The sequence below is a fragment of the Streptomyces sp. NPDC002206 genome (assembly GCF_053593595.1).
In genome coordinates this window covers 229,207-249,925 of sequence record NZ_JBSFCW010000009.1, presented here as the reverse complement: position 1 = coordinate 249,925, position 20,719 = coordinate 229,207, and the positions used below count along the sequence as shown (strand labels likewise).

General features: G+C 68.9%; 18 protein-coding genes and 1 riboswitch. Of the genes, 12 read left to right on the top strand and 6 right to left on the bottom strand.

Going from position 1 to position 20,719, the window contains the following annotated elements; genetic code table 11:
- Window positions 1-360: 360 nt before the first annotated feature.
- From ACWCP8_RS19615 to gcvT, 5 genes are all read right to left on the bottom strand, one after another.
- Complete coding sequence (locus ACWCP8_RS19615) at window positions 361-2,760, bottom strand: SpoIIE family protein phosphatase (RefSeq protein WP_451117126.1); 2,400 nt, start codon at window positions 2,758-2,760, stop codon at window positions 361-363.
- A 418-nt stretch (window positions 2,761-3,178) separates the two neighbouring features.
- Window positions 3,179-4,561, bottom strand: a complete 1,383-nt coding sequence (locus tag ACWCP8_RS19610) for an L-serine ammonia-lyase (RefSeq protein WP_352262957.1) — start codon at window positions 4,559-4,561, stop codon at window positions 3,179-3,181.
- Between the two features lie 156 nt (window positions 4,562-4,717).
- Window positions 4,718-5,977: a serine hydroxymethyltransferase gene (gene glyA, locus ACWCP8_RS19605; protein WP_352262959.1), complete on the bottom strand. Its 1,260-nt coding sequence runs from the start codon at window positions 5,975-5,977 to the stop codon at window positions 4,718-4,720.
- 20 nt (window positions 5,978-5,997) lie between these two features.
- Window positions 5,998-6,375, bottom strand: coding sequence for a glycine cleavage system protein GcvH (gene gcvH / locus ACWCP8_RS19600; RefSeq protein ID WP_030931004.1), 378 nt, complete (start codon window positions 6,373-6,375; stop codon window positions 5,998-6,000).
- A gap of 69 nt (window positions 6,376-6,444) precedes the next feature.
- Complete coding sequence (gcvT, locus tag ACWCP8_RS19595) at window positions 6,445-7,560, bottom strand: glycine cleavage system aminomethyltransferase GcvT (protein WP_352262962.1); 1,116 nt, start codon at window positions 7,558-7,560, stop codon at window positions 6,445-6,447.
- 141 nt (window positions 7,561-7,701) lie between these two features.
- A riboswitch (glycine riboswitch) is annotated at window positions 7,702-7,799 on the bottom strand.
- 158 nt (window positions 7,800-7,957) lie between these two features.
- Between gcvT and ACWCP8_RS19590 the strand changes: the two genes are divergently transcribed.
- The 10 genes from ACWCP8_RS19590 (at window position 7,958) to ACWCP8_RS19545 (ending at window position 18,973) form a co-directional block, all read left to right on the top strand.
- Entirely contained in the window at window positions 7,958-8,638 is a 681-nt protein-coding gene (locus tag ACWCP8_RS19590) for an AAA family ATPase (protein ID WP_451117123.1), read from the top strand.
- Between the two features lie 80 nt (window positions 8,639-8,718).
- Window positions 8,719-9,489, top strand: a complete 771-nt coding sequence (locus ACWCP8_RS19585; protein ID WP_352262965.1) for an enhanced serine sensitivity protein SseB — start codon at window positions 8,719-8,721, stop codon at window positions 9,487-9,489.
- 185 nt (window positions 9,490-9,674) lie between these two features.
- A complete protein-coding gene (locus tag ACWCP8_RS19580) occupies window positions 9,675-10,451 on the top strand; it encodes an enhanced serine sensitivity protein SseB C-terminal domain-containing protein (RefSeq protein ID WP_352262967.1) in 777 nt (258 codons plus the stop codon).
- 392 nt (window positions 10,452-10,843) lie between these two features.
- The gene (locus ACWCP8_RS19575; RefSeq protein WP_352262969.1) at window positions 10,844-11,836 is read left to right on the top strand and encodes an ABC transporter permease; all 993 of its coding nucleotides are present in this window, start codon (window positions 10,844-10,846) and stop codon (window positions 11,834-11,836) included.
- A gap of 104 nt (window positions 11,837-11,940) precedes the next feature.
- Window positions 11,941-13,704 (top strand): ABC transporter substrate-binding protein, encoded by a 1,764-nt coding sequence (locus ACWCP8_RS19570; RefSeq protein ID WP_352262971.1) that lies wholly within the window; start codon window positions 11,941-11,943, stop codon window positions 13,702-13,704.
- A 121-nt stretch (window positions 13,705-13,825) separates the two neighbouring features.
- Window positions 13,826-14,827: an ABC transporter permease gene (locus tag ACWCP8_RS19565; RefSeq protein WP_352262973.1), complete on the top strand. Its 1,002-nt coding sequence runs from the start codon at window positions 13,826-13,828 to the stop codon at window positions 14,825-14,827.
- Between the two features lie 8 nt (window positions 14,828-14,835).
- Window positions 14,836-15,933: an ABC transporter ATP-binding protein gene (locus ACWCP8_RS19560; protein WP_451117171.1), complete on the top strand. Its 1,098-nt coding sequence runs from the start codon at window positions 14,836-14,838 to the stop codon at window positions 15,931-15,933.
- Between the two features lie 11 nt (window positions 15,934-15,944).
- Window positions 15,945-17,348, top strand: coding sequence for a dipeptide ABC transporter ATP-binding protein (locus ACWCP8_RS19555; protein WP_451117119.1), 1,404 nt, complete (start codon window positions 15,945-15,947; stop codon window positions 17,346-17,348).
- A gap of 18 nt (window positions 17,349-17,366) precedes the next feature.
- Window positions 17,367-18,038, top strand: a complete 672-nt coding sequence (locus ACWCP8_RS19550) for a trimeric intracellular cation channel family protein (protein WP_267001591.1) — start codon at window positions 17,367-17,369, stop codon at window positions 18,036-18,038.
- A gap of 89 nt (window positions 18,039-18,127) precedes the next feature.
- Window positions 18,128-18,973: a thioesterase family protein gene (locus ACWCP8_RS19545; protein WP_355997640.1), complete on the top strand. Its 846-nt coding sequence runs from the start codon at window positions 18,128-18,130 to the stop codon at window positions 18,971-18,973.
- Between the two features lie 300 nt (window positions 18,974-19,273).
- Here the strand turns inward: ACWCP8_RS19545 and ACWCP8_RS19540 are convergent, their stop codons facing one another.
- Window positions 19,274-19,903, bottom strand: a complete 630-nt coding sequence (locus tag ACWCP8_RS19540; RefSeq protein ID WP_451117117.1) for a TetR family transcriptional regulator — start codon at window positions 19,901-19,903, stop codon at window positions 19,274-19,276.
- Window positions 19,904-20,047: 144 nt separating this feature from the next.
- Between ACWCP8_RS19540 and ACWCP8_RS19535 the strand changes: the two genes are divergently transcribed.
- Window positions 20,048-20,209, top strand: coding sequence for a hypothetical protein (locus ACWCP8_RS19535; protein ID WP_352262982.1), 162 nt, complete (start codon window positions 20,048-20,050; stop codon window positions 20,207-20,209).
- A gap of 57 nt (window positions 20,210-20,266) precedes the next feature.
- Window positions 20,267-20,599, top strand: a complete 333-nt coding sequence (locus tag ACWCP8_RS19530) for a DUF4190 domain-containing protein (protein WP_451117115.1) — start codon at window positions 20,267-20,269, stop codon at window positions 20,597-20,599.
- The last annotated feature ends 120 nt before the right edge of the window (window positions 20,600-20,719 follow it).

Below are 20,719 nucleotides of genomic sequence, written 5' to 3'. Positions count from 1 at the left end.
ATGGAAGCAGTTCGTGACCGAAACTGCTTGATCGTCATGAACGCCTGTTCGCTTATGAGCAGTTGGTGAACCGCTGAGTCGAGCGACTCGCGGCCAGGGCGTCGGGTCTGGCCGGATCGCCCAGGAGCCGTCCGCCGCGACCGGCAGGCGGAGTGCCCACGTCCGGACAAACCGTGCCCGGACGAGGGCCATGGATCAGGACAGGGCGAGCTCGGTGACGTTGTCCGCCTCATGGACCCAACCGGCGCTGAGGCTGCCGTCCTTCATGTGGGTCACCGCCCGGTGAGCGCCTGGCCGACCCGGTCGAGCGCCACGGTGTGCCGGTCGACCGGGCGCTCTGTCGGCGTCGGGGCCGATGGTTCAGGGCAGGGCCTGTTCTGCCCAGATCGTTTTTCCTCGGGCGGTGAAGCGGGTACCCCAGCGGCCGGCCAGTTGCGCGACGAGGTACAGGCCGCGGCCACCTTCGTCGGCGAGATCCGCCTGGCGCAGGTGGGGGGCTGTGCTGCTGTTGTCGGTGACTTCGCAGATGAGGGTCCGGTCCCGGATCAGGCGTTGCTGGATGGGTCCGGTGGCGTAGCGGATGGCGTTGGTGACCAGCTCGCTCACCAACAGTTGGGTGGTGAAGTCGAGTTCCTGCAGTCCCCAGGTGGCCAGTTGCCGGCTGGTGAGGCTGCGGGCGTTGGTGACGACCGAGGGGTCGTTGGGGAGGGTCCAGGACGCGACCTGGTCGGCGGCGAGGGCGCGGGTGCGGGCCAGGAGCAGGACGACGTCGTTGTCGTCCGTGAGGGGGTGTTGTGCACGGATCACGGCGTCGCAGGTGTCCTGGAGTGCGGGGAGCGGGTTGCCCAGGATGCGGCGCAGTCGGGTGAGGCCCTGTCGCGGATCGCTGTCGTGGGATGTGATGAGGCTGTTGGTGAACAGGGCGAGGGTGCTGCCCTCGGGGATTTCCAGCTCACTCGTCTCGTAGGGCGGGCGGCCGCTTCCCAGTGCCGGTCCGGCAGGTATGTCGGGTGTGCCCACCGCGCCATCGGGGGAAGCGATGACGGGGGCGGGATGGCCGGCGCGTGCCAGCGTGCAACGCCGGGAGATCGGGTCGTAGACCGCGTACACACAGGTTGCGCCGATCGCCTGTTCACGGGCCGGGTGGGTGCGGGTGGAGGGCGCGCCGTGGCCGGCGGCGCCCGTCACCAGGTCGTCGAGGTCCGCAAGCAGTTCGTCGGGGGCCAGGTCCTGGGCGGCCAGGGTGTTGATGGCGGTGCGCAGTTGGCCCATGGCGGCGGCGGCGTGCATGCCGTGTCCTGGCACGTGTCCGACGACGAGGGCGACGCGCGCCCCGGACAGCGGGATGACGTCGTACCAGTCTCCTGCGGCGGCGGATACGTGGTGCAGGGCGACTTCGACGGCGTTCTGGGCAGGGAGGGCCTCCGGCAGCAGGCTGGAGCGCAGGATGAGGGCGGCGGTGCGTTCACGGGTGTACCGGCGCGCGTTGTCGATGCACAGGGCGGCCCGGGCGCCGAGATCCGCCGTGAGGGCGAGGATGTCCTCCTCGAACGGGTCCGGTGTCGCGGTCCGGTAGAAGCTGGCCAGGCCGAGGACGACGCCGCGCGCGGTGAGTGGTACGACCATGAGCGAATGGGCCCCGGTCCGGCGGATCAGCTCAGCGCGCCGGGCGTCGTGTACGGCCCACTCACTGTCGATCTCCAGGTGCTGCACGAGGCGGGGCTGCAGATCGGCCAGACAGTCCCGGAAGGACCGGGGATACGACAGGTTGGCCTCTCCGACACGGTAGGCGACCGATGCGTGTTCCCCTTCGGTGGACTTGAAGGCCGCACGTCGCAGCACGGCGTGGGAGCTCACCGGACCGGGTTGCGGAGCCTTCCCCTGCAGCACTTCGTCGACGATGTCCACGACGGCGATGTCGGCCAGGCTCGGCACCGCGACCCCGACCAGTTCCTCGCACGTCGTCCCCACGTCCAAGGTGGTGCCGATGCGGGTGCTCGCGTCGAGGAGCAGGTCCAGGCCCGCGCGAGCCCGCTGCCGCTCGGAGATATCGGTCGATGCCGCCAGCAGGCCGAGGACGCCCCCGGCGCGGTCCTGGAGACGGTAGAGCGAGACGGAGTAGATGTGCTCGTGATCGGGGTCGGAGGGTGGCCGCCCGACATGCTCGACGTCGATCACGGGTCGACCCGTGTCCAGGACGCCTCTCAGCATCCGCTCCAACGCATCGTCGACCACACCCGGTGCCACTTCGCGAATCGACCGGCCGATGACCTCTTCGCCCAGCAGACCGCGCACCCCCGGCGCGGCGGTGCTGAACCGCATGAGCCGCAGATCGGGATCAAGAACCTGCAGGCCGAGCGGGGACTGGGTCAGCACCGCGCGCAATACCGCGCTGTCGATACTCGGTCGACCGGAACCCGCCGCCGGGGTCAGAAGCACGGACCACCACACGGCATCGCCCTCACCCGCTATGGGCCATACCTGGATGCCGACCGCGAGTCCCTGCCCGGACCGATGGCGGACGGCCGGCTCACGGGCAGACTTCCTCACCTCGGAAGCCTCCGGATCCGTGTGCTCACCGGGCCCTGTCAGCAGGACCGCCACCCCGCGCCCCAGCACCTCCTCGGCCGAATAGCCGAGCAAGGCCTGCGCCTGCGAGCTCCACTCGACCACGACCCCGTGGTCATCCACCACCAGCCGTGCGCCCTGATCCGCAACCGACCCGTCCTGGCAACCGGCGGGGTCCTCACGTGTGCTCATCCGTGCCAGTGCCTCCTTACGGACAACACCTCGGCGCACTCCCGGCCACGCCCGGTCCACTGCGTCCATCGCACCCCACCGGCGTCATCCGCTACCGCAGGGAACGTGGAGTTCCTGGGGGCCCCACCTACCCAATATGCCGTGGTGCTCGGCACGGCGCAGCGCAAGCGGCGCCCAGCGGGTCCACCGTCGCTCACGCCTCCGCCGCCGAGGCCCTCGCCATGGCCCACAGGCGACCGGCGGGGCCTGCGGTCCGGCGTCCGGTGGGACCTGCGGTCCGGCGTGGAGCCGAGAGGTCCCGCCGCAGTGGGCGAGCTCCCCCCGCCTCCCAGGGACTTCGCAGGGGCATTTCGCTGCGTGGGGAGGGAAGGACCCGACAGCTCCGCAAGATGCGAGGAGCAGGTCAGGGCCGCTTTCCTCAGCACTCGATGATGTTGACCGCCAGCCCGCCGCGCGCGGTCTCCTTGTACTTCACGCTCATGTCCGCGCCGGTCTCCTTCATGGTCTTGATGACCTTGTCGAGGGAGACCTTGTGGGTGCCGTCGCCGCGCAGCGCCATCCTCGCCGCGGTGACGGCCTTGACCGCCGCCATGCCGTTGCGCTCGATGCACGGGATCTGGACGAGGCCGCCGACCGGGTCGCAGGTCAGGCCGAGGTTGTGTTCCATGCCGATCTCGGCGGCGTTCTCGACCTGCTCGGCGGAGCCGCCGAGGACCTCGGCGAGGGCGCCCGCGGCCATCGAGCAGGCGGAGCCGACCTCTCCCTGGCAGCCGACCTCGGCGCCGGAGATCGAGGCGTTCTCCTTGAACAGCATGCCGATGGCGCCCGCCGCGAGGAGGAAGCGGACGACGCTGTCCTCCTTCTCGGTCTCGGTGGCGCCGCCGGCCGCGAAGTTCATGTAGTAGTGCAGCACGGCCGGGATGATGCCCGCGGCGCCGTTGGTCGGGGCGGTGACGACGCGGCCGCCCGCGGCGTTCTCCTCGTTGACCGCCATCGCGTAGAGGGTGATCCACTCCATCGCGTGGGCCTGCGGGTCGCCCTCGGCGCGCAGCTGGCGTGCGGTGTTCGCGGCGCGGCGGCGGACCTTGAGGCCGCCGGGCAGGATCCCCTCGCGGGACATGCCGCGCGACACGCACGCCTGCATGACGCGCCAGATGTCGAGCAGACCGGAGCGGATCTCGTCCTCGGTACGCCAGGCGCGCTCGTTCTCCAGCATCAGCGAGGAGATCGACAGGCCGGTGTCCTTCGCGAGCCGCAGCAGTTCGTCGCCGGTGCGGAAGGGGTGCTTGAGGACGGTGTCGTCGAGAACGATCCGGTCCTCGCCCACCGCGTCCTCGTCCACGACGAAGCCGCCGCCGACGGAGTAGTACGTCTTCTCCAGCAGCGGGGCGCCCTCGTGGTCGTACGCGAAGATCGTCATGCCGTTGGCGTGGTACGGCAGTGCCTTGCGGCGGTGCAGGACCAGCTGCTCGTCGGCGTCGAAGTCGATCTCGTGCATGCCGAGGAGGTTGAGCCGTCCGGAGGCGCGGATCTCGGCCACCCGGTCGTCGGCGGACTCGACGTCGACGGTACGGGGGGACTCGCCCTCCAGGCCGAGCAGGACGGCCTTGGGCGTGCCGTGGCCGTGTCCGGTGGCGCCGAGCGAGCCGAACAGCTCGGCGCGTATCGAGGCGGTGTGCGCGAGCAGGCCCTCGTTCTTCAGCCGGCGCGCGAACATACGGGCCGCGCGCATCGGGCCGACCGTATGGGAGCTGGACGGGCCGATGCCGATCGAGAACAGGTCGAAGACCGAGATGGCCACGGGTGACTCCTAAGGGGTTGGTAGACGTCGTTGTCTGCCGGGTGGTGCGGTACGGACCGGTCGGTCCGAAGAGCAGCGGTACAAGGGATGGGGCACCGCGCTCACTGTCCAGTGTGCGCGGTGCCCCGCCTCAAACGTACAGAACCGATTCCCGGACTACTTCAGGCCGGGGTACAGCGGGAACTTCTCGGCCAGCGCGGTGACGCGGGCCTTGAGGTCGTCCGCGTCGTACGAGGGCTTCAGGGCCGACGCGATGATCTCGGCGACCTCGGTGAAGTCCTCGGCCTGGAAGCCGCGGGTGGCCAGGGCCGGCGTACCGATCCGCAGACCGGAGGTGACCATCGGAGGCCGCGGGTCGTTCGGGATGGCGTTGCGGTTGACCGTGATGCCGAGCTCGTGGAGCCGGTCCTCGGCCTGCTGGCCGTCCAGCTCGGAGTTGCGCAGGTCGACGAGGACCAGGTGGACGTCGGTACCGCCGGAGAGGACGGAGACACCGACCTCGGTGACGTCCGGCTGCACCAGACGCTCGGCGAGGATGCGGGCGCCGTCCAGGGTGCGCTGCTGGCGCTCCTTGAACTCCTCGGTCGCCGCAACCTTGAACGAGACCGCCTTGGCCGCGATCACGTGCTCCAGCGGACCACCCTGCTGGCCGGGGAAGACGGCAGAGTTGATCTTCTTGGCGAGCTCCTGCGTCGACAGGATGACGCCACCGCGCGGACCGCCGAGGGTCTTGTGCGTGGTGGTCGTGACGACATGGGCGTGCGGCACCGGGTTGGGGTGCAGACCCGCGGCCACCAGGCCCGCGAAGTGTGCCATGTCGACCATCAGGTACGCGCCGACCTCGTCCGCGATGCGGCGGAAGGCGGCGAAGTCCAGCTGGCGGGGGTACGCGGACCAGCCGGCGACGATCAGCTTCGGCTTGGACTCCTTGGCCAGACGCTCGACCTCGGCCATGTCCACGACACCGGTGTCGTCCACGTGGTACGGGACCACGTTGTAGAGCTTGCCGGAGAAGTTGATCTTCATGCCGTGGGTCAGGTGACCGCCGTGGGCCAGGTTCAGACCCATGATCGTGTCGCCCGGCTTCAGCAGCGCGAACATCGCGGCGGCGTTGGCCTGCGCACCCGAGTGCGGCTGGACGTTCGCGGCCTCGGCGCCGAACAGCGCCTTGATCCGGTCGATGGCGATCTGCTCGACCACGTCGACGTGCTCGCAGCCGCCGTAGTAGCGGCGGCCCGGGTAGCCCTCGGCGTACTTGTTGGTGAGGACGGAGCCCTGGGCTTCCATGACCGCGACCGGAGCGAAGTTCTCCGAGGCGATCATTTCGAGAGTGGACTGCTGACGGTGGAGCTCGGCGTCGACGGCGGCGGCGACGTCCGGGTCCAGCTCGTGGAGGGAGGAGTTGAGAAGCGACATCAGGTGGTCCCTTGGGGTCTTTAGTTGCCGGAGAACTCGGAGTACTCGTCTGCGGAGAGCAGGTCCTTCGGCTCTTCCGTGATGCGTACCTTGAACAGCCAGCCGCCCTCGAAGGGAGCGGAGTTCACCAGCGCCGGGTCGTCCACGACGTCCTGGTTCGCGGCGGTGACCTCGCCGGTGACCGGCGAGTACAGGTCGCTGACGGACTTGGTCGACTCCAGCTCACCGCAGGTCTCGCCCTCGGTCACCGTGTCACCGACCTCGGGGAGCTGGGCGTAGACGACGTCGCCGAGCGCGTTGGCCGCGAACTCGGTGATACCGATCGTGGCCACACCGTCCTCGACGGCCGACAGCCACTCGTGCTCCTTGCTGTAACGCAGCTGCTGGGGGTTGCTCATGACCTGAATTCTCCTGTACGCGGGGGAGTGCTGATGAACGGTGGTCTTACGGGGTGAGACGCGACTGCGTCACTTCTGCCGCTTGTAGAACGGCAGGGCCACGACCTCGTACGGCTCGTGGCTGCCGCGGATGTCCACTCCGACGCCCGTGGTCCCGGGCGCGGCGTGCGCGGCGTCCACGTACGCGATGGCGATCGGCTTGCCGAGGGTCGGGGACGGGGCGCCGGAGGTGACCTGGCCGATGACCTGCCCCTCGGCGACGACGGGGAACCCGGCGCGCGGCACCCGGCGGCCCTCGGCGATCAGGCCGACCAGCTTGCGCGGCGGGGCGGTCTCGGCGCGCTCGGCGGCGGCCTCCAGCGCCTTGCGGCCGACGAAGTCGCCCTCCTTCTCGAACTTCACGACCCGGCCCAGACCGGCGTCGAACGGCGTCAGCTCGGTGGTCAGCTCGTGCCCGTACAGCGGCATGCCGGCCTCCAGGCGCAGCGTGTCACGGCAGGACAGACCGCACGGGATGAGGCCGTGCGGGGCGCCCGCCGCGGTGAGGGCCTGCCAGAGCTGTTCGGCGTGCTCGGGGGCGACGAACAGCTCGAAGCCGTCCTCGCCGGTGTAGCCGGTACGGGCGATCAGCGCGGGCACACCGGCGACGGTGCCGGGCAGGCCCGCGTAGTACTTCAGACCGTCCAGGTCGGCGTCGGTGACCGAGGCCAGGATGGCGGGGGACTCGGGGCCCTGGACGGCGATCAGCGCGTACCCGTCGCGGTCGTCGCGGACCTGGGCGTCGAACCCGTCGGCGCGGGCGGTCAGCGCGTCCAGCACGATCTGGGCGTTCCCGGCGTTGGCGACGACCATGTACTCGGTCTCGCCGAGGCGGTAGACGATCAGGTCGTCCAGGATCCCGCCGTCCTCGGCGCAGATCATCGTGTAGCGGGCGCGGCCGACGGCGACGGTGCCGATGTTGCCGACCAGCGCGAAGTTCAGGAATGCCGCTGCCTGCGGGCCGGTGACGGTGATCTCGCCCATGTGCGACAGGTCGAAGAGGCCGGCCTTCGTACGCACCGCGTTGTGCTCGTCGCGCTCACTCGCGTACCGCAGCGGCATGTCCCAGCCCGCGAAGTCGGTCATGGTCGCGCCCAGCGAGCGGTGCAGGGCGTCGAGGGCGGTGAGACGGGGGGCGTTGCTCATAGGTGTGGCTCCCAGGGCATGACGGCGAGGACGATCCCTCCCCATCTGTCATCGGAACCTGAGAGGTTCGCCGAGAGACCCTGACGGGTTCGGCTTGCACCTTGGGTGGAGCCGCCGCGGCGGCTCGCTTTTCAGATCTGCCTCATCCACGCGGTACGGGGCCTGAGAGATTCAAGGGAGGATCTTGCTCCTTCGGCGCCCGGCACAGTCAGTGGCCGGAACTCTCCCGCGCGGATTCAAGCGGCCTTTATGCAGTTGGCCGGGTCATCATTGCACGCATTGCGGAAGAGTGGGGCGTCGGTACCGCGTGAGCGAAACGAACGGTGGGACGGTTGTCTCGCATTGCCTTTTCTTTACACTTCGTGGGCAGGCGTGGGCGACCGACAGGGGGAGGGCAATGACGTTGCAGCGGTACGCGACGACCGTAGGGGCCGCGCACGGCGCGATGCCCGCACAGCCGGGCACACCCGTCCGGGGAAGGCTCGGCACGCACGCACCCGTCGTGCGCGATCTGCGCGAGCGCGCCGGGCGCAGCCCGCGCGGCCTGCACTTCGCCGCGGGCGATGTGGTGGTGGTCTCCGGGCTGCCCGGCAGCGGCAAATCGACGCTCATCCGGCGAGCGGTGACCGTACGGGCCATCGACTCCCAGGACACCCGGGACCGCTGGGCGCAGCGAGTGCCCCGCTTACTCCCGTACGCCCTCTATCGCCCGCTGGTCCGCGTCGCCCACTACTGGGGGCTCTGGCGGGCGCTGCGCTCCGGTGACTCGGTCGTGGTCCACGACTGCGGCACCCAGGCGTGGGTACGGGGCTGGCTGGCCCGGGACGCGCGACGCCGCGGCCGTGTCCTTCACCTCGTGCTGCTGGACGTCACCCCGCAGGTGGCGAGGGAGGGTCAGCGCGAGCGCGGACGCGGAGTCTCCGGTTACGCCTTCGCCCGGCACCGCAGGGCCGTCGGCAGGCTGCTGCGGGATACCGAGGCCGGCATCCTGCCGCCCGGCTGCTGCTCGGCGGTGCTGCTGGACCGGGGGTCGGCCGGGATGCTGGCCCGGATCACGTTCGCCGACAACAGTCCCTAGCGCCTGTGCCGCCCGTCAGCGCGGAGGGGCGCGCCGGAGTTACTGTTCTGCGGCAAGCCATGGGGCGAGAAGGGGAAGCAGTGGACATTCCGGCACCGGTCCAGACCCATCCGCAGGGCGGATGGCCGGCCAATGAGCTCGAACAGGTGCTCGGCGCCTCGCTCGGCAGCCCGGAGGCGGGCGGCCGGCTCGTCGAAGTGCTCGGCCGCAGCCACCTCTGGGTGCCGCTCCCCAACGGCGGCGGTCCCGACGCCCCGTCGCTCGATCTGCCCACGGTGGAGATCGAGGGCGCGGCGTACGTCCCCGTCTTCAGCTCCGAACAGCAGTTCCTGAGCTGTGTCGGCACCCATATGTCGTTCACCGTGGCGCCCGCCCGCGAATTCGCCCGCGGACTGCCCCCGCAGCTCGGCATCGCGGTGAACCCGGGTGGCGCCGTCGGCATGCCGCTGCCGCCGCCCGCCGTCGCCGAGCTCTGCCGCGCCGGACGCACCTCTCTGGACGGGCCGGCCAGCGGCGGCCGGGTCCGGCTGTACGAGCCGGACTGGCAGGAGGAGCCCGTCGACTTCCTCGCCGCCGCGGCCGGTGAATTCGAGGAGAGCGGTGTCGTGCGCACCGCCCGCCGCACGCTGGCCAGCATCGAGGGCGGCGACCCCGTCCTCTTCATAGGTGTCGAGTTCTCGACCTGGGACGGCGCCGGACGCAACGCCCCGATGGATGCCCTGGGCCGCGCGCTCGGCCGTGTCGAGGTGCCCTGGCCGGTCAACCTGGTCCTGCTGGACGTGGCGCAGGACCCGGTCGCCGACTGGATGCGGGCCAGGATCCGGCCGTTCTACCAGCGCCAGGGCCACTGAGCGGCCGGTACCCCCTTGCCGGAGCCCGGCGGCCGGTGCGCGACCCGTCGGCCTGTGACGTCAAGTCGGTGTCAGGGACGCCGCTTAAGCTGGTTTGATGGCTAGTGCCTCGGCCACCGTGCCGCACCCGTGTGCCCCGGGAGCGGCAGGCCGACACAGTGGATCGAAGAGGGGCGGGACCCAGGGTGAGTGCGTCAGGCACCGCGGCGGCCGGGCAGGTCGAGCACATGCTGCGCCAAGTGACGCCCGGGCGCTACGACGCGTACGAGGCGTTGCTGCGGGCCCTCGCCCAGGACCGGATCTGGATGCTGCTCTGGCACGGCCGGGCCGGATCGCCGGACGCCCAGTACGGGAACATGGAGATCGACGGGCTGGGCTACGCCCCCTGTGTGACCTCGGCCCAGGAACTCGCGGCCAGCGGCTGGAACCGGGCCCATGAGGTGGTCACCGGCGTCGACATCGCCCGCGCCCTCTTCCCCGACCGCTGGGGCATCTGGCTCAACCCGCACGCCCCCGGCGGCGGCGTCGGCATTCCCTGGCTGGATCTGAGGCGGATCGCCACCGGCCTCGACCGGATGCCCGCAGGGCCGCTCCGGCTCACCGAGCCGGCCATCGAGATCCCGCAGTTCTACGCACTGCTCTCGCAGAACGCCCATCACACCCCTGCGATCCGCTCGTTGCGCCGCGCCTGGGTGCAGCCCGCGCTCGGCGTCCCGTATCTCGCCATCGGTCTGGATCTCTACGACACGAGTCAGTCCTCCGTCGACGCGGTGCGCGCGATGATGCAGCAGTCGATCGGCGCGGTCCCGGACGGGCTTCCCGTCTCGACCGTCGCCATGTCCGACGAGTACGACCCGGTCGCGATGTGGCTGCGTGCCAACGCCCGCCCGTTCTACGACCGCGAGGCGCACGTCGCGCCCGCTCCCGCCGCTGGTTACGGCTACCCCCAGGCCCGCGGCTGACCCGTCCGGACGCCTGCCAATTGGCCCCAGGATGGGTGCTGTTGGGGTACCTGTCCGATCTGGGCGAAGAATGCCGACTTGGTCCGCTGGGACGATCACGATGTTCGGATAACGGAAGCCGCCAGGCCACATCACGGTTGCGCATCCATTCCCCGTCAGGGCTGGCGGGTGATCCGCGACGCGTTGAAGACTCCCCGGAACAAGGAGCGTTCGGTCCCCTGCGCGACCTGCGGCTTCTGGTTGAACCAGTTGATCTGTTCCATCCGCACCACCTGCTTCTTCCGTACCACCCGCACCAAACGTGCGACTTGCACCTGTGATGAGAACAAGCCGCTACCGCGGCGGGCACGGGCCGGCCACCGTCGGTCGAGCCGAGAGAGGTCCCCACAACGATGACGGCACCACTGCACGACAGCGCGGCCGAGACCGCGACCGTCGACGTCCCGGCCGATGTCCCGGCCAAGGATATCGAAGGCCGTTCGCCAGGACGTATCGCCTGGACACGGCTGAAGCGCGACAAAGTGGCGCTCGCCGGTGGTGTGGTCGTGCTCCTGCTGATCCTGATCGCGGTCTTCGCACCCCTGATCGTGAATCTCCTCGGCCACCCGCCGAACGAGTTCCACGAGGATCTGCTCGACCCGGACCTCGGCATCCCCAAGGGCTCCTTCGGCGGGATGAACTCGGACTACCTGCTGGGTGTCGAACCCACCAACGGCCGCGATGTGTTCAGCCGCATCGTCTACGGCGCGCGCATCTCGCTTCTGGTGGCCTTCCTCGCCGCGATGGTCTCGGTGGTCATCGGCAGCATCCTCGGCTCGGTGGCCGGCTTCTTCGGCGGCTGGATCGACGCACTCATCAGCCGGCTGATGGACCTGCTGCTCGCATTCCCGCAGTTGCTGTTCACCATCGCCCTCGTCTCCGTTGTGCCCAACTCCCTCTGGGGGCTCACCGGTACGGGCGTCAGAATGGGCGTGCTGATCGTAGTGATCGGCTTCTTCGGCTGGCCCTATATCGGCCGTATCGTCCGGGGGCAGACGATGTCCCTGCGCGAGCGGGAGTACGTCGAGGCGGCACGTAGCCTGGGCGCCGGGCGGGGCTACATCCTCTTCAAGGAGCTGCTGCCCAACCTGGTCGCGCCGATCCTCGTCTACTCGACGTTGATCATCCCGACCAACATCCTCAGCGAGGCCGCGCTCAGCTACCTGGGCGCGGGTGTGAAGCCGCCGACCGCCTCGTGGGGCAAGATGCTCTCCGACGCGATCAACACCTACCAGGCGGACCCGACCTACATGGTTGTCCCCGGACTCGCGATCTTCATCACCGTTCTGGCATTCAACCTCTTCGGCGACGGGCTGCGTGACGCCCTCGACCCGAAGGGCAGCTGAGCCGACCCCAAAGGTCTCCGGCGCGAGCCGGTTGGCACTCGAATGACCGTCGGGCGCGGACTGCGTACCCACGGGCCACACCACATCACGGAGGTTGCAAGACAGTGAATCGCTCACGGAAGGCAGTTGCGCTCACGGCCCTCGCGGCCGCGGTGGCGCTGACCGCAACCGCCTGTGGCGGAGGGGGCGGCGACAACAAGCCGTCCTCGAACCAGGGTGCCGGTTACGACGCGGCCACCAAGGGCAAGGTCATCAACGCGTCCGACAAGAAGGGCGGCACGCTGAAGCTGATGTCCCCTCAGGACGTCGACTTCCTCGACCCGGCCCGTGCCTACTACGGCTTCGTCTGGAACATGCAGCGGCTGTACATCCGCCAGCTGCTCGCGTACGACTCGAAGCCCGGTGAGGCCGGCACCAAGCTGGTCCCCGACCTCGCCGAGTCGCTGCCGACGCTGAGCAACGGTGGCAAGACGTACACCTTCAAGCTGAAGGCCGGCGTCAAGTTCGAGGACGGCACGCCGATCACCTCGAAGGACATCAAGTACGGCATCGAGCGCGTCTTCGCGCAGGACGTCCTCTCCGGCGGTCCGACCTACCTGATCGACACCCTCGACCAGGGCCAGAAGTACCCCGGCCCCTACAAGGACAAGGACGCCAACAAGCTGGGTCTGAAGTCGGTCCAGACGCCGGACGACCAGACGATCGTCTTCAACCTGGCGAAGCCCAACTCGGACTTCTCGTACCTGATGGCCATGCCCGACTCCTCGCCGGTGCCGCAGGCCAAGGACGACGGCGCGAAGTACACGAACCACCCGGTCGCGACCGGCCCGTACAAGGTCCAGTCCTTCGCCGCCGGCAAGGAGACGATCTTCGTCCGGAACCCCAACTGGGACCCGAAGACCGACCCGATCCGCAAGGGTCTGCCGGACAAGGTCTCGTTCACCGTGACCTCGAACCCGGACGACATGGACGCGCGCCTGCTCGCGGGCGACGTCGACTACGCGGTCGACGGCACAGGTGTCCAGCAGGCCGCCAAGATCAAGATCCTGCAGAACGCCAAGTACAAGGCCAACGCCGACGACCCGTTCAGCGGTTACATCCGGTACTTCGCGTTCCCGCAGACGGTCGCGCCGTTCGACAACATCGAGTGCCGCAAGGCGGTCATCTACGCAGCCGACCCGAAGTCGCTGCAGACCGCCCGTGGCGGCCCGACCAGCGGTGACCTCGGCGCCAACATGCTGCCCCCGGGCATCCCGGGCTCGGACAAGTCCTACGACCCGTGGGGCCTGACCCAGGGCAAGCCGCAGCTCGACAAGGCCAAGGCGGCCCTGAAGGCCTGTGGCAAGCCGAACGGCTTCAAGACCACCATCGCGGTCCGCAACAACCGCAAGCCCGAGGTGGCCACCGCCGAGTCGCTGCAGGCTTCGCTGAAGGCCGTCGGTATCGACGCCTCCATCGACCAGTACGACGGCAAGAACTCTGCTTCCGTGATCGGTGCTCCCGACAACGTGAAGAAGAAGAACTACGGCATCATCGTGATGGGCTGGGGCGCCGACTACAACTCGGGTGCGGGCTTCCTGCAGCCGCTGGTTGACGGCTCCTTCATCCTGAAGAACGGCAACAACAACTACACGATGCTGAACGACAAGACGGTCAACGGTCTCTTCGACCAGGCCGCCTCCGCAGCGTCGCCCGAGGCCGCCGCGCCGTTCTACACCCAGATCAACAAGGCGATCATGGAGAAGGCTCTCTATCTCCCGATCAACTTCGACAAGGCGCTCGTCTACCGCAACCCGCGGCTGACCAACGTCTTCTACAACGAGTCCATGGGCCGTCTCGACCTCGCGGTCATGGGCGTCGTCAAGTAGCAGTTGGACATGCGGGTCCTTCACCTCGCATGCGCTAGTTCGAAGGGCAGGTGAAGGCCGCTGGCGGGTGGTTGTCGTCCTCACAAGGGACGGCAGCCGCCCGCCGATCAGGCCGACTGCAGTGCTCGTCTACCTCCTCCGGCGACTCGTCAACGTCGTCGTCATGCTGGTGATCGTCTCCATGGTCACCTTCGGCATCTTCTTCATGGTGCCGAAGATCACCGGAAGCGATCCCGCACTCCTCTATGCCGGCCGTGAGACCAACAAGACGGCCATCGAGGGCATCCGCAAGAAGATGGGCCTCGACAAGCCCCTCACCACCCAGTACGGGCTCTTCGTCAAGGGCATAGTCGCCGGCCGTGACTACGACACGGGCGCGGAGATCACCCACTGCCCGGCGCCCTGCTTCGGTTACTCGTTCAAGAACGAGCAGCCGGTGTGGGAGGACCTGAAGCAGCGCGTGCCCGTCACGCTGTCGCTGGCGGCGGGAGCCTCGGTACTCTGGCTGATCGGCGGTGTCGCCACCGGTGTGATCTCCGCACTACGCAGACGCACTCTGCTCGACCGGGTCACCATGATCACCGCGTTGGCGGGTGTATCACTGCCCATCTACTTCACCGGGCTGGTCTGTTCGGCCGTCTTCGTCTACAGCCTGGAATGGCTGCAGGTGAGCGACTACGCGCCGTTCACCGACGATCCGGTGGCCTGGTTCAACACCATGCTCCTGCCCTGGATCACCCTGGCCTTCCTCTTTGCGGCCACCTACGCCCGGCTCACCCGAGCCACCATGCTGGAGATCCTGGGCGAGGACTACATCCGTACGGCCCGCGCCAAGGGCCTCACGGAGCAGGTGGTCATCCGCAAGCACGCGCTGCGGTCCACCCTGACTCCGATCATCACGGTCTTCGGTCTGGACCTGGGAGCCCTGCTCGGCGGCGCGGTGCTGACCGAGTCGACCTTCAACCTTCCCGGACTCGGCAAGGCCGCCGTCGATGCCATCAACTCCGGTGACCTGCCGGTCATCATGGGCGTCACCATCATCGCGGCGTTCTTCGTAGTCATGGCCAACTTGATTGTCGACCTGCTGTACGCGGTCGTCGACCCGCGTGTGAGGCTGACGTGACCGACAACATCCCCACCCAGGACGAGCGGCCGGCCGGCCCGGCCGGTGTTCCCGAGCAGGGCGGCGCACGGCCCGAGGCCTTCCTCTCCGTACGCGACCTGAAGGTGCACTTCCCGACCGACGACGGCATCGTCAAGTCCGTCGACGGGCTCTCCTTCCAGCTGGAGAGGGGCAAGACCCTCGGCATCGTGGGCGAATCCGGCTCCGGCAAGTCGGTCACCTCGCTGGCCGTCATGGGCCTGCACCGATCCGGCCAGGCGCGCAGCCGCCCCCACATCAGCGGTGAGATCTGGCTGGACGGCGAGGAGCTGATCGGCGCCGGCGACGACCACGTGCGCAAGCTGCGCGGCCGACAGATGTCCATGATCTTCCAGGATCCGCTGTCGGCGATGCACCCGTACTACACGGTGGGTGCGCAGATCGTCGAGGCGTACCGCAACCACCACGACGTCAGCAAGAAGGTGGCCCGCACCCGGGCGATCGAGATGCTCGACCGGGTGGGCATTCCGGAGCCCGCCAAGCGCGTCGACGCCTATCCGCACGAGTTCTCCGGCGGTATGCGGCAGCGCGCGATGATCGCGATGTCGCTGGTCAACAACCCCGAGCTGCTGATCGCGGACGAGCCGACGACCGCCCTGGACGTGACCGTCCAGGCGCAGATCCTCGACCTGATCCGGGATCTGCAGAAGGAGTTCGGCTCCGCGGTCATCATGATCACCCATGACCTGGGTGTGGTGGCCGAGATGGCCGACGACATCCTGGTGATGTACGGCGGTCGCTGCGTCGAGCGCGGCACCGCCGAGGAGGTCTTCTACCAGCCCCGGCACCCTTACACCTGGGGCCTGCTGACCTCGATGCCGCGCATCGACAAGGAGGAGACCGACCGGCTCGTCCCGGTCAAGGGCTCCCCGCCCAGCCTCATCAACATCCCGTCCGGCTGCGCCTTCAACCCGCGCTGCCCGTACGCGGACGTGCCCAAGGGCGGCATCACCCGGACCACGCGCCCGGAGCTGCAGCAGGTCGAGGGCGACCACTTCGCGGCCTGCCACATGTCACCGGAGGATCGGACCCGGATCTGGACCGAAGAGATTGCGCCGAAGCTGTGAGCGAGAAGGCTGTGACTGAGAAGACCGGTGCCGAGACGGCGATCCCGCAGCAGGCCGAGGGCTCGCCCGAGCCGCTGCTCAGAGTCGAGAACCTGGTCAAGCACTTCCCCATCAAGAAGGGGCTGCTGCAGCGCCAGGTCGCTGCGGTCAGGGCGGTCGACGGCATCTCCTTCGACGTCCGTCCGGGGGAGACCCTGGGTGTCGTGGGCGAGTCGGGCTGTGGCAAGTCGACGATGGGCCGACTGATCACCCGGCTGCTCGAACCGACCAGCGGCAAGGTCGAGTTCGAGGGCAAGGACATCACGCACCTGGGCGTCTCGGCCATGCGGCCGATGCGCCGTGACGTGCAGATGATCTTCCAGGACCCGTACTCCTCGCTGAACCCGCGGCACACGGTCGGCACGATCGTGAGCGCGCCCTTCAAGCTGCAGGGCGTCACGCCCGAGGGCGGGGTGAAGAAGGCGGTCCAGGACCTGCTCTCGCTGGTGGGGCTCAACCCCGAGCACTTCAACCGCTATCCGCACGAGTTCTCCGGCGGTCAGCGCCAGCGCATCGGCATCGCCCGGGCGCTCGCGCTCAAGCCGAAGCTGGTGGTCGCCGACGAGCCGGTCTCCGCGCTGGACGTGTCGATCCAGGCGCAGGTGGTCAACCTCCTCGACGACCTCCAGGACGAGCTCGGTCTGACGTACGTGATCATTGCGCACGACCTCTCGGTCATCCGCCATGTCTCGGACCGCATCGCGGTGATGTACCTGGGGAAGATCGTCGAGCTGGCGGACCGCAAGTCGCTGTACTCGGCGCCGATGCACCCGTACACGACGGCCCTGATGTCCGCGGTGCCGGTACCGGACCCGCGGCGGCGCGGGGTGAAGAGCGAGCGGATCCTGCTCAAGGGCGATGTGCCGTCGCCGATCTCGCCGCCGAGCGGCTGCCGCTTCCACACGAGGTGCTGGAAGGCGACGCAGATCTGCAAGACGCAGGAACCCCCGCTGATCGCGCTGAAGACCGGTCACCAGGTGGCCTGCCACCACCCGGAGAACGCGCCGGACCAGGTGCCGGGCGAGAAGGTGCTGGCCGCGGCGCGGGAGGCGATCGAGGTGGTTTCGGTGACGAAGACGGTGGCGGCCGAGGTCGCGGAGCCTTCGGAGGACATTGCGCCGGCCGAGGTCGCGGAGCCTTCGGAGGACATTGCGCTGGCCGAGGTCGCGGAGCCTGCTCAGGTCACCGAGTCCTCGGAGGCCACTGACGCCGGCGAGTCGGCCGAGTCCTCGGAGACCGCTGAGGCCACCGAGTCGGTCGAGGCCGCTGAGACCTCGGTGTCCGACGACACGACCGACGGCGACGACACCGCCGCGCCGTCCTCGGACGACGCCGCGACGCCGTCCGGGACCTCGGAGGACAGCCCCAAGCAGTAGTACCGGCACAATTGCCCGGTGCTCAACGAACTGTTCACGCCCTCCGTCCAGCATGCGCTCGACATCGTCGGAATTTTTGTCTTCGCGATCTCCGGCGCACTGCTCGCCGTACGCAAGAACTTCGATGTCTTCGGCATCGCGGTGCTCGCCGAGGTGACAGCGCTGGGCGGGGGGCTGTTCCGTGATCTGATCATCGGGGCGGTGCCACCCGCCGCCTTCACCGATCTCGGCTACTTCCTCACCCCGCTGCTCGCCGCCGGCCTGGTCTTCTTCCTGCATCCGCACGTCGAGCGGATCCAGGTGGCGGTCAATGTCTTCGACGCGGCGGGCCTCGGGCTGTTCTGTGTCACCGGCACCGTCAAGGCGTACGACTACGGCCTGGGCCTCACCGCTTCGGCGGCCCTGGGCCTGGCCACCGCGGTCGGCGGTGGTGTGCTGCGCGACGTACTCGCCAATGAGACGCCGTCGCTGCTGCGCTGGGACCGCGATCTGTACGCCGTGCCCGCAATGGTCGGCGCAGCCATGATCGTGCTGTGCATCCGCTTCGGCACGATCAATGCCTTCACCAGCGGCACCGCCGTGATCACCGCCTTTGTTCTGCGGCTGCTGGCGATGCGGTTCCACTGGCGGGCGCCCCGGGCGTACAAGCGTTCCTCGGCCGCGGCCGAGGAGGGCTCCGCCGCCACCTGACCGGCCAGGGCCCGAGTCGCGATACGCCGACACATCACCGACTCAAAAAAGCTACCGCTCAGTAATACAATCGGTGTACGGTGCATCTCATGGCACAGGCAGCTCAGGCACTCATCGGCGACAGCGAGTTCGACAGGGACACCGCCGTCACCCTTCGCGAAGAAGGCGTCTACGACGCCGAGCTCTCCGCGGGCTGGACGATCATCCACGCCGTCAACGGCGGGTATCTACTGGCCATGCTCGGTCGCGCGCTCGGCGAGGCCCTGCCGCACCCCGACCCGTTCTCGGTCTCCGCGCACTACCTCACCGCTTCGGTTCCCGGCCCCGCGGTGATCCGAACGCAGGTCGTCCGCACCGGCCGTACTCTCTCCACCGGTCAGGCGTCGCTCTTCCAGTACGCGGAGGACGGCACCGAGGTCGAGCGCATCCGGGTTCTCGGCACCTACGGCGACCTGGACTCCCTCTCCGACGACATCCGCACGTCGGCCAAGCCGCCGGCCATGGCGCCGATCGAGCAGTGCTTCGGCCCGGGCGACGGCCCGGCGCCCATCCCCGGCAGCTCCGCGATCACCGAGCGGCTCAACATCAAGCTCGACCCGTCGACCGTCGGCTGGGCCATCGGCGCCCCGTCCGGCAAGGGCGAGATGCGCGGCTGGTTCGGCCTCGCGGACGGGCGCGACGCCGACCCGTACTCCCTGCTGCTCACCGTCGACGCGCTGCCGCCTACCTCGTTCGAGCTGGGGCTCAAGGGCTGGACGCCGACCATTGAGCTCACCACCCACATCCGTTGCCGCCCGGCCCCCGGCCCGTTGCGTGTCTCCATCACCACTCGCAACCTTGCGGGCGGCTTCCTGGAGGAGGACGCGGACGTCTGGGACAGCGCCGACCGGTTGGTCGCCCAGTCCCGTCAGTTGGCCCGAGCCCCGCGCAGCTGAACCACTGTGCCCGGACGCCGGAATACCTGACGTGAGAGCGTCAGGTATTCCAGGAGTCCGGGCGGGGTGAAATCCGAGCGCCGTTCTCGATCCTGCTGCTGCTCCGGACCTGTGGACCGGTCCCCGCCGCCGAGCATGCCGAGCGTCTCGAAGCCCCCGTACTCGGTCTCGATGCGACACCCAACTGTGCGCGGACTCGTCCGTTCCGCCTGCAGACAGCGGGTGAGCGCGGCGGTCGGCTCGGCCGGGGTGTCCGCCTGTACGAGACGCCCGGCCCCCGCGATCACCTGCAGCTCGGCGCTAGGTGCCGGTGCTGTCCAGCCAGTGGTGTCTGCCGAGGGTGACGAGCCGCAGCCGCCGGCGGGTGACCTCGGCCACCTGGGCCTCGCCGGCCGGGCCGACGTCCAGCATCGCGGAGGCCGTGATCACCATGTGGTCGACGTAGAGACCGCCCAGCATCAGCAGGTCCTCGTCGGTCCAGCCCCGCGACTCCGGCTCCGCGGCGAGCGCTTCGGCCACCTCCTCGGCGAATCGCCGCAGTTGGGCCGCTATGGCCTCGCGGACCGGGCCGACGCCGCCGTGCTGTTCACGGGCGATGAAGCGGAAGTGGGCGGGCTGCTCACGTACATGACGGGTGATCAGCTCGACGCTGCGGTCCAGCCGGGCCTCGCTGTCGCCCGTCTCGGCGAGGATCGCACCGATCACCCCGTGCAGGCTGCCGAGCGCTTCCTCGACGAGTGCCACGCCGAGCGCGGCGGTGTCGTCGAAGTGCCGGTAGAAGGCGGTCGGCGCGACGCCCACCGCCCGCGTCACCTCGCGCAGTCCCAGGCTGCTCAGGCTCTGGTGCTCCAACAGCTGGAGCGCGGCGTCCAGCAGTGCCTGACGGGTTTTCAGCTTCTGGGTCTGGCGGATGCCGACGGTGTGACTCATGCCATTCAGTAAACAACTGTTCTCCAGACCGCGGAAGGGGTGGGCGGGTCTAGACTGGTAAGTCAGTGAACACTCGTACTCTCAAATAGATGCACAGAGCGCAGAGTGTCCGAGTGCCCCCGAGAACTCACGGAAAGGCCGAACATGATCATCCTCGTCGCCGCCCTACTCCTGCTGGGGGTCGTCCTCGGGGCGGTGGTCCAGATTCCGCTCCCGCTGACCCTCGCCCTCGCCGCTGCGATCGGCTGCTGGCTGCTGATCTTCGCGGTCCGTGAGCGGTTGAGCACGCACCGCCGGTCCCACTGATCCGGCCTGCTCCGATCCGACGTTCGAGCCAATGACAGAGACGAAGGAGCCCGCACCATGACACTCACCGCATTCGCCCGCCGAGCCGGCATCGGCACGGAAGCCGCCACCGCCGGGGATGACGACCCGCGGTCCGTCGGCCGCAGGAAGAGCGCCCGGGACGCCGACGGTCTGGCCGTCGCCTCCTTCGTGCTCGGGCTGATCGGCCTCCTTGTGATGAACATCGTGCTCGGCCCGATCGCCATCGTGATGGCGGTCATCGCCCTCGCCCGCTCCACCGCCCGCCGCGGCCGCGCCCTCCTCGGACTCGCCCTCGGCATCGCCGACCTCGTCGTCCTGGCCTTCCTGGTCACCGGAAACGGCACCGTCTCCTGGAGCTTCGGCAGCTGACCGACGGCGTCCTGCGGCGCCGCCCCCGGCCGGATCGGGCTCCGGTTCGGGCTCCGGATCGGGCAGGTGACACGCACCTGTCCGCCGTGCGCGGGTACGGACCGCGATGCGCCCGGCATA

Coding starts and splice junctions, on each gene's coding strand:
- glyA (WP_352262959.1), bottom strand. CDS start 5,977: ATGTCGCTTCTCAACTCCTCCCTCCACGAGCTGGACCCGGACGTCGCC.
- gcvH (WP_030931004.1), bottom strand. CDS start 6,375: ATGAGCAACCCCCAGCAGCTGCGTTACAGCAAGGAGCACGAGTGGCTG.
- ACWCP8_RS19530 (WP_451117115.1), top strand. CDS start 20,267: ATGACACTCACCGCATTCGCCCGCCGAGCCGGCATCGGCACGGAAGCC.
- ACWCP8_RS19540 (WP_451117117.1), bottom strand. CDS start 19,903: ATGAGTCACACCGTCGGCATCCGCCAGACCCAGAAGCTGAAAACCCGT.
- ACWCP8_RS19615 (WP_451117126.1), bottom strand. CDS start 2,760: ATGAGCACACGTGAGGACCCCGCCGGTTGCCAGGACGGGTCGGTTGCG.
- ACWCP8_RS19590 (WP_451117123.1), top strand. CDS start 7,958: ATGACGTTGCAGCGGTACGCGACGACCGTAGGGGCCGCGCACGGCGCG.
- ACWCP8_RS19575 (WP_352262969.1), top strand. CDS start 10,844: ATGACGGCACCACTGCACGACAGCGCGGCCGAGACCGCGACCGTCGAC.
- ACWCP8_RS19545 (WP_355997640.1), top strand. CDS start 18,128: ATGGCACAGGCAGCTCAGGCACTCATCGGCGACAGCGAGTTCGACAGG.
- gcvT (WP_352262962.1), bottom strand. CDS start 7,560: ATGAGCAACGCCCCCCGTCTCACCGCCCTCGACGCCCTGCACCGCTCG.
- ACWCP8_RS19535 (WP_352262982.1), top strand. CDS start 20,048: ATGATCATCCTCGTCGCCGCCCTACTCCTGCTGGGGGTCGTCCTCGGG.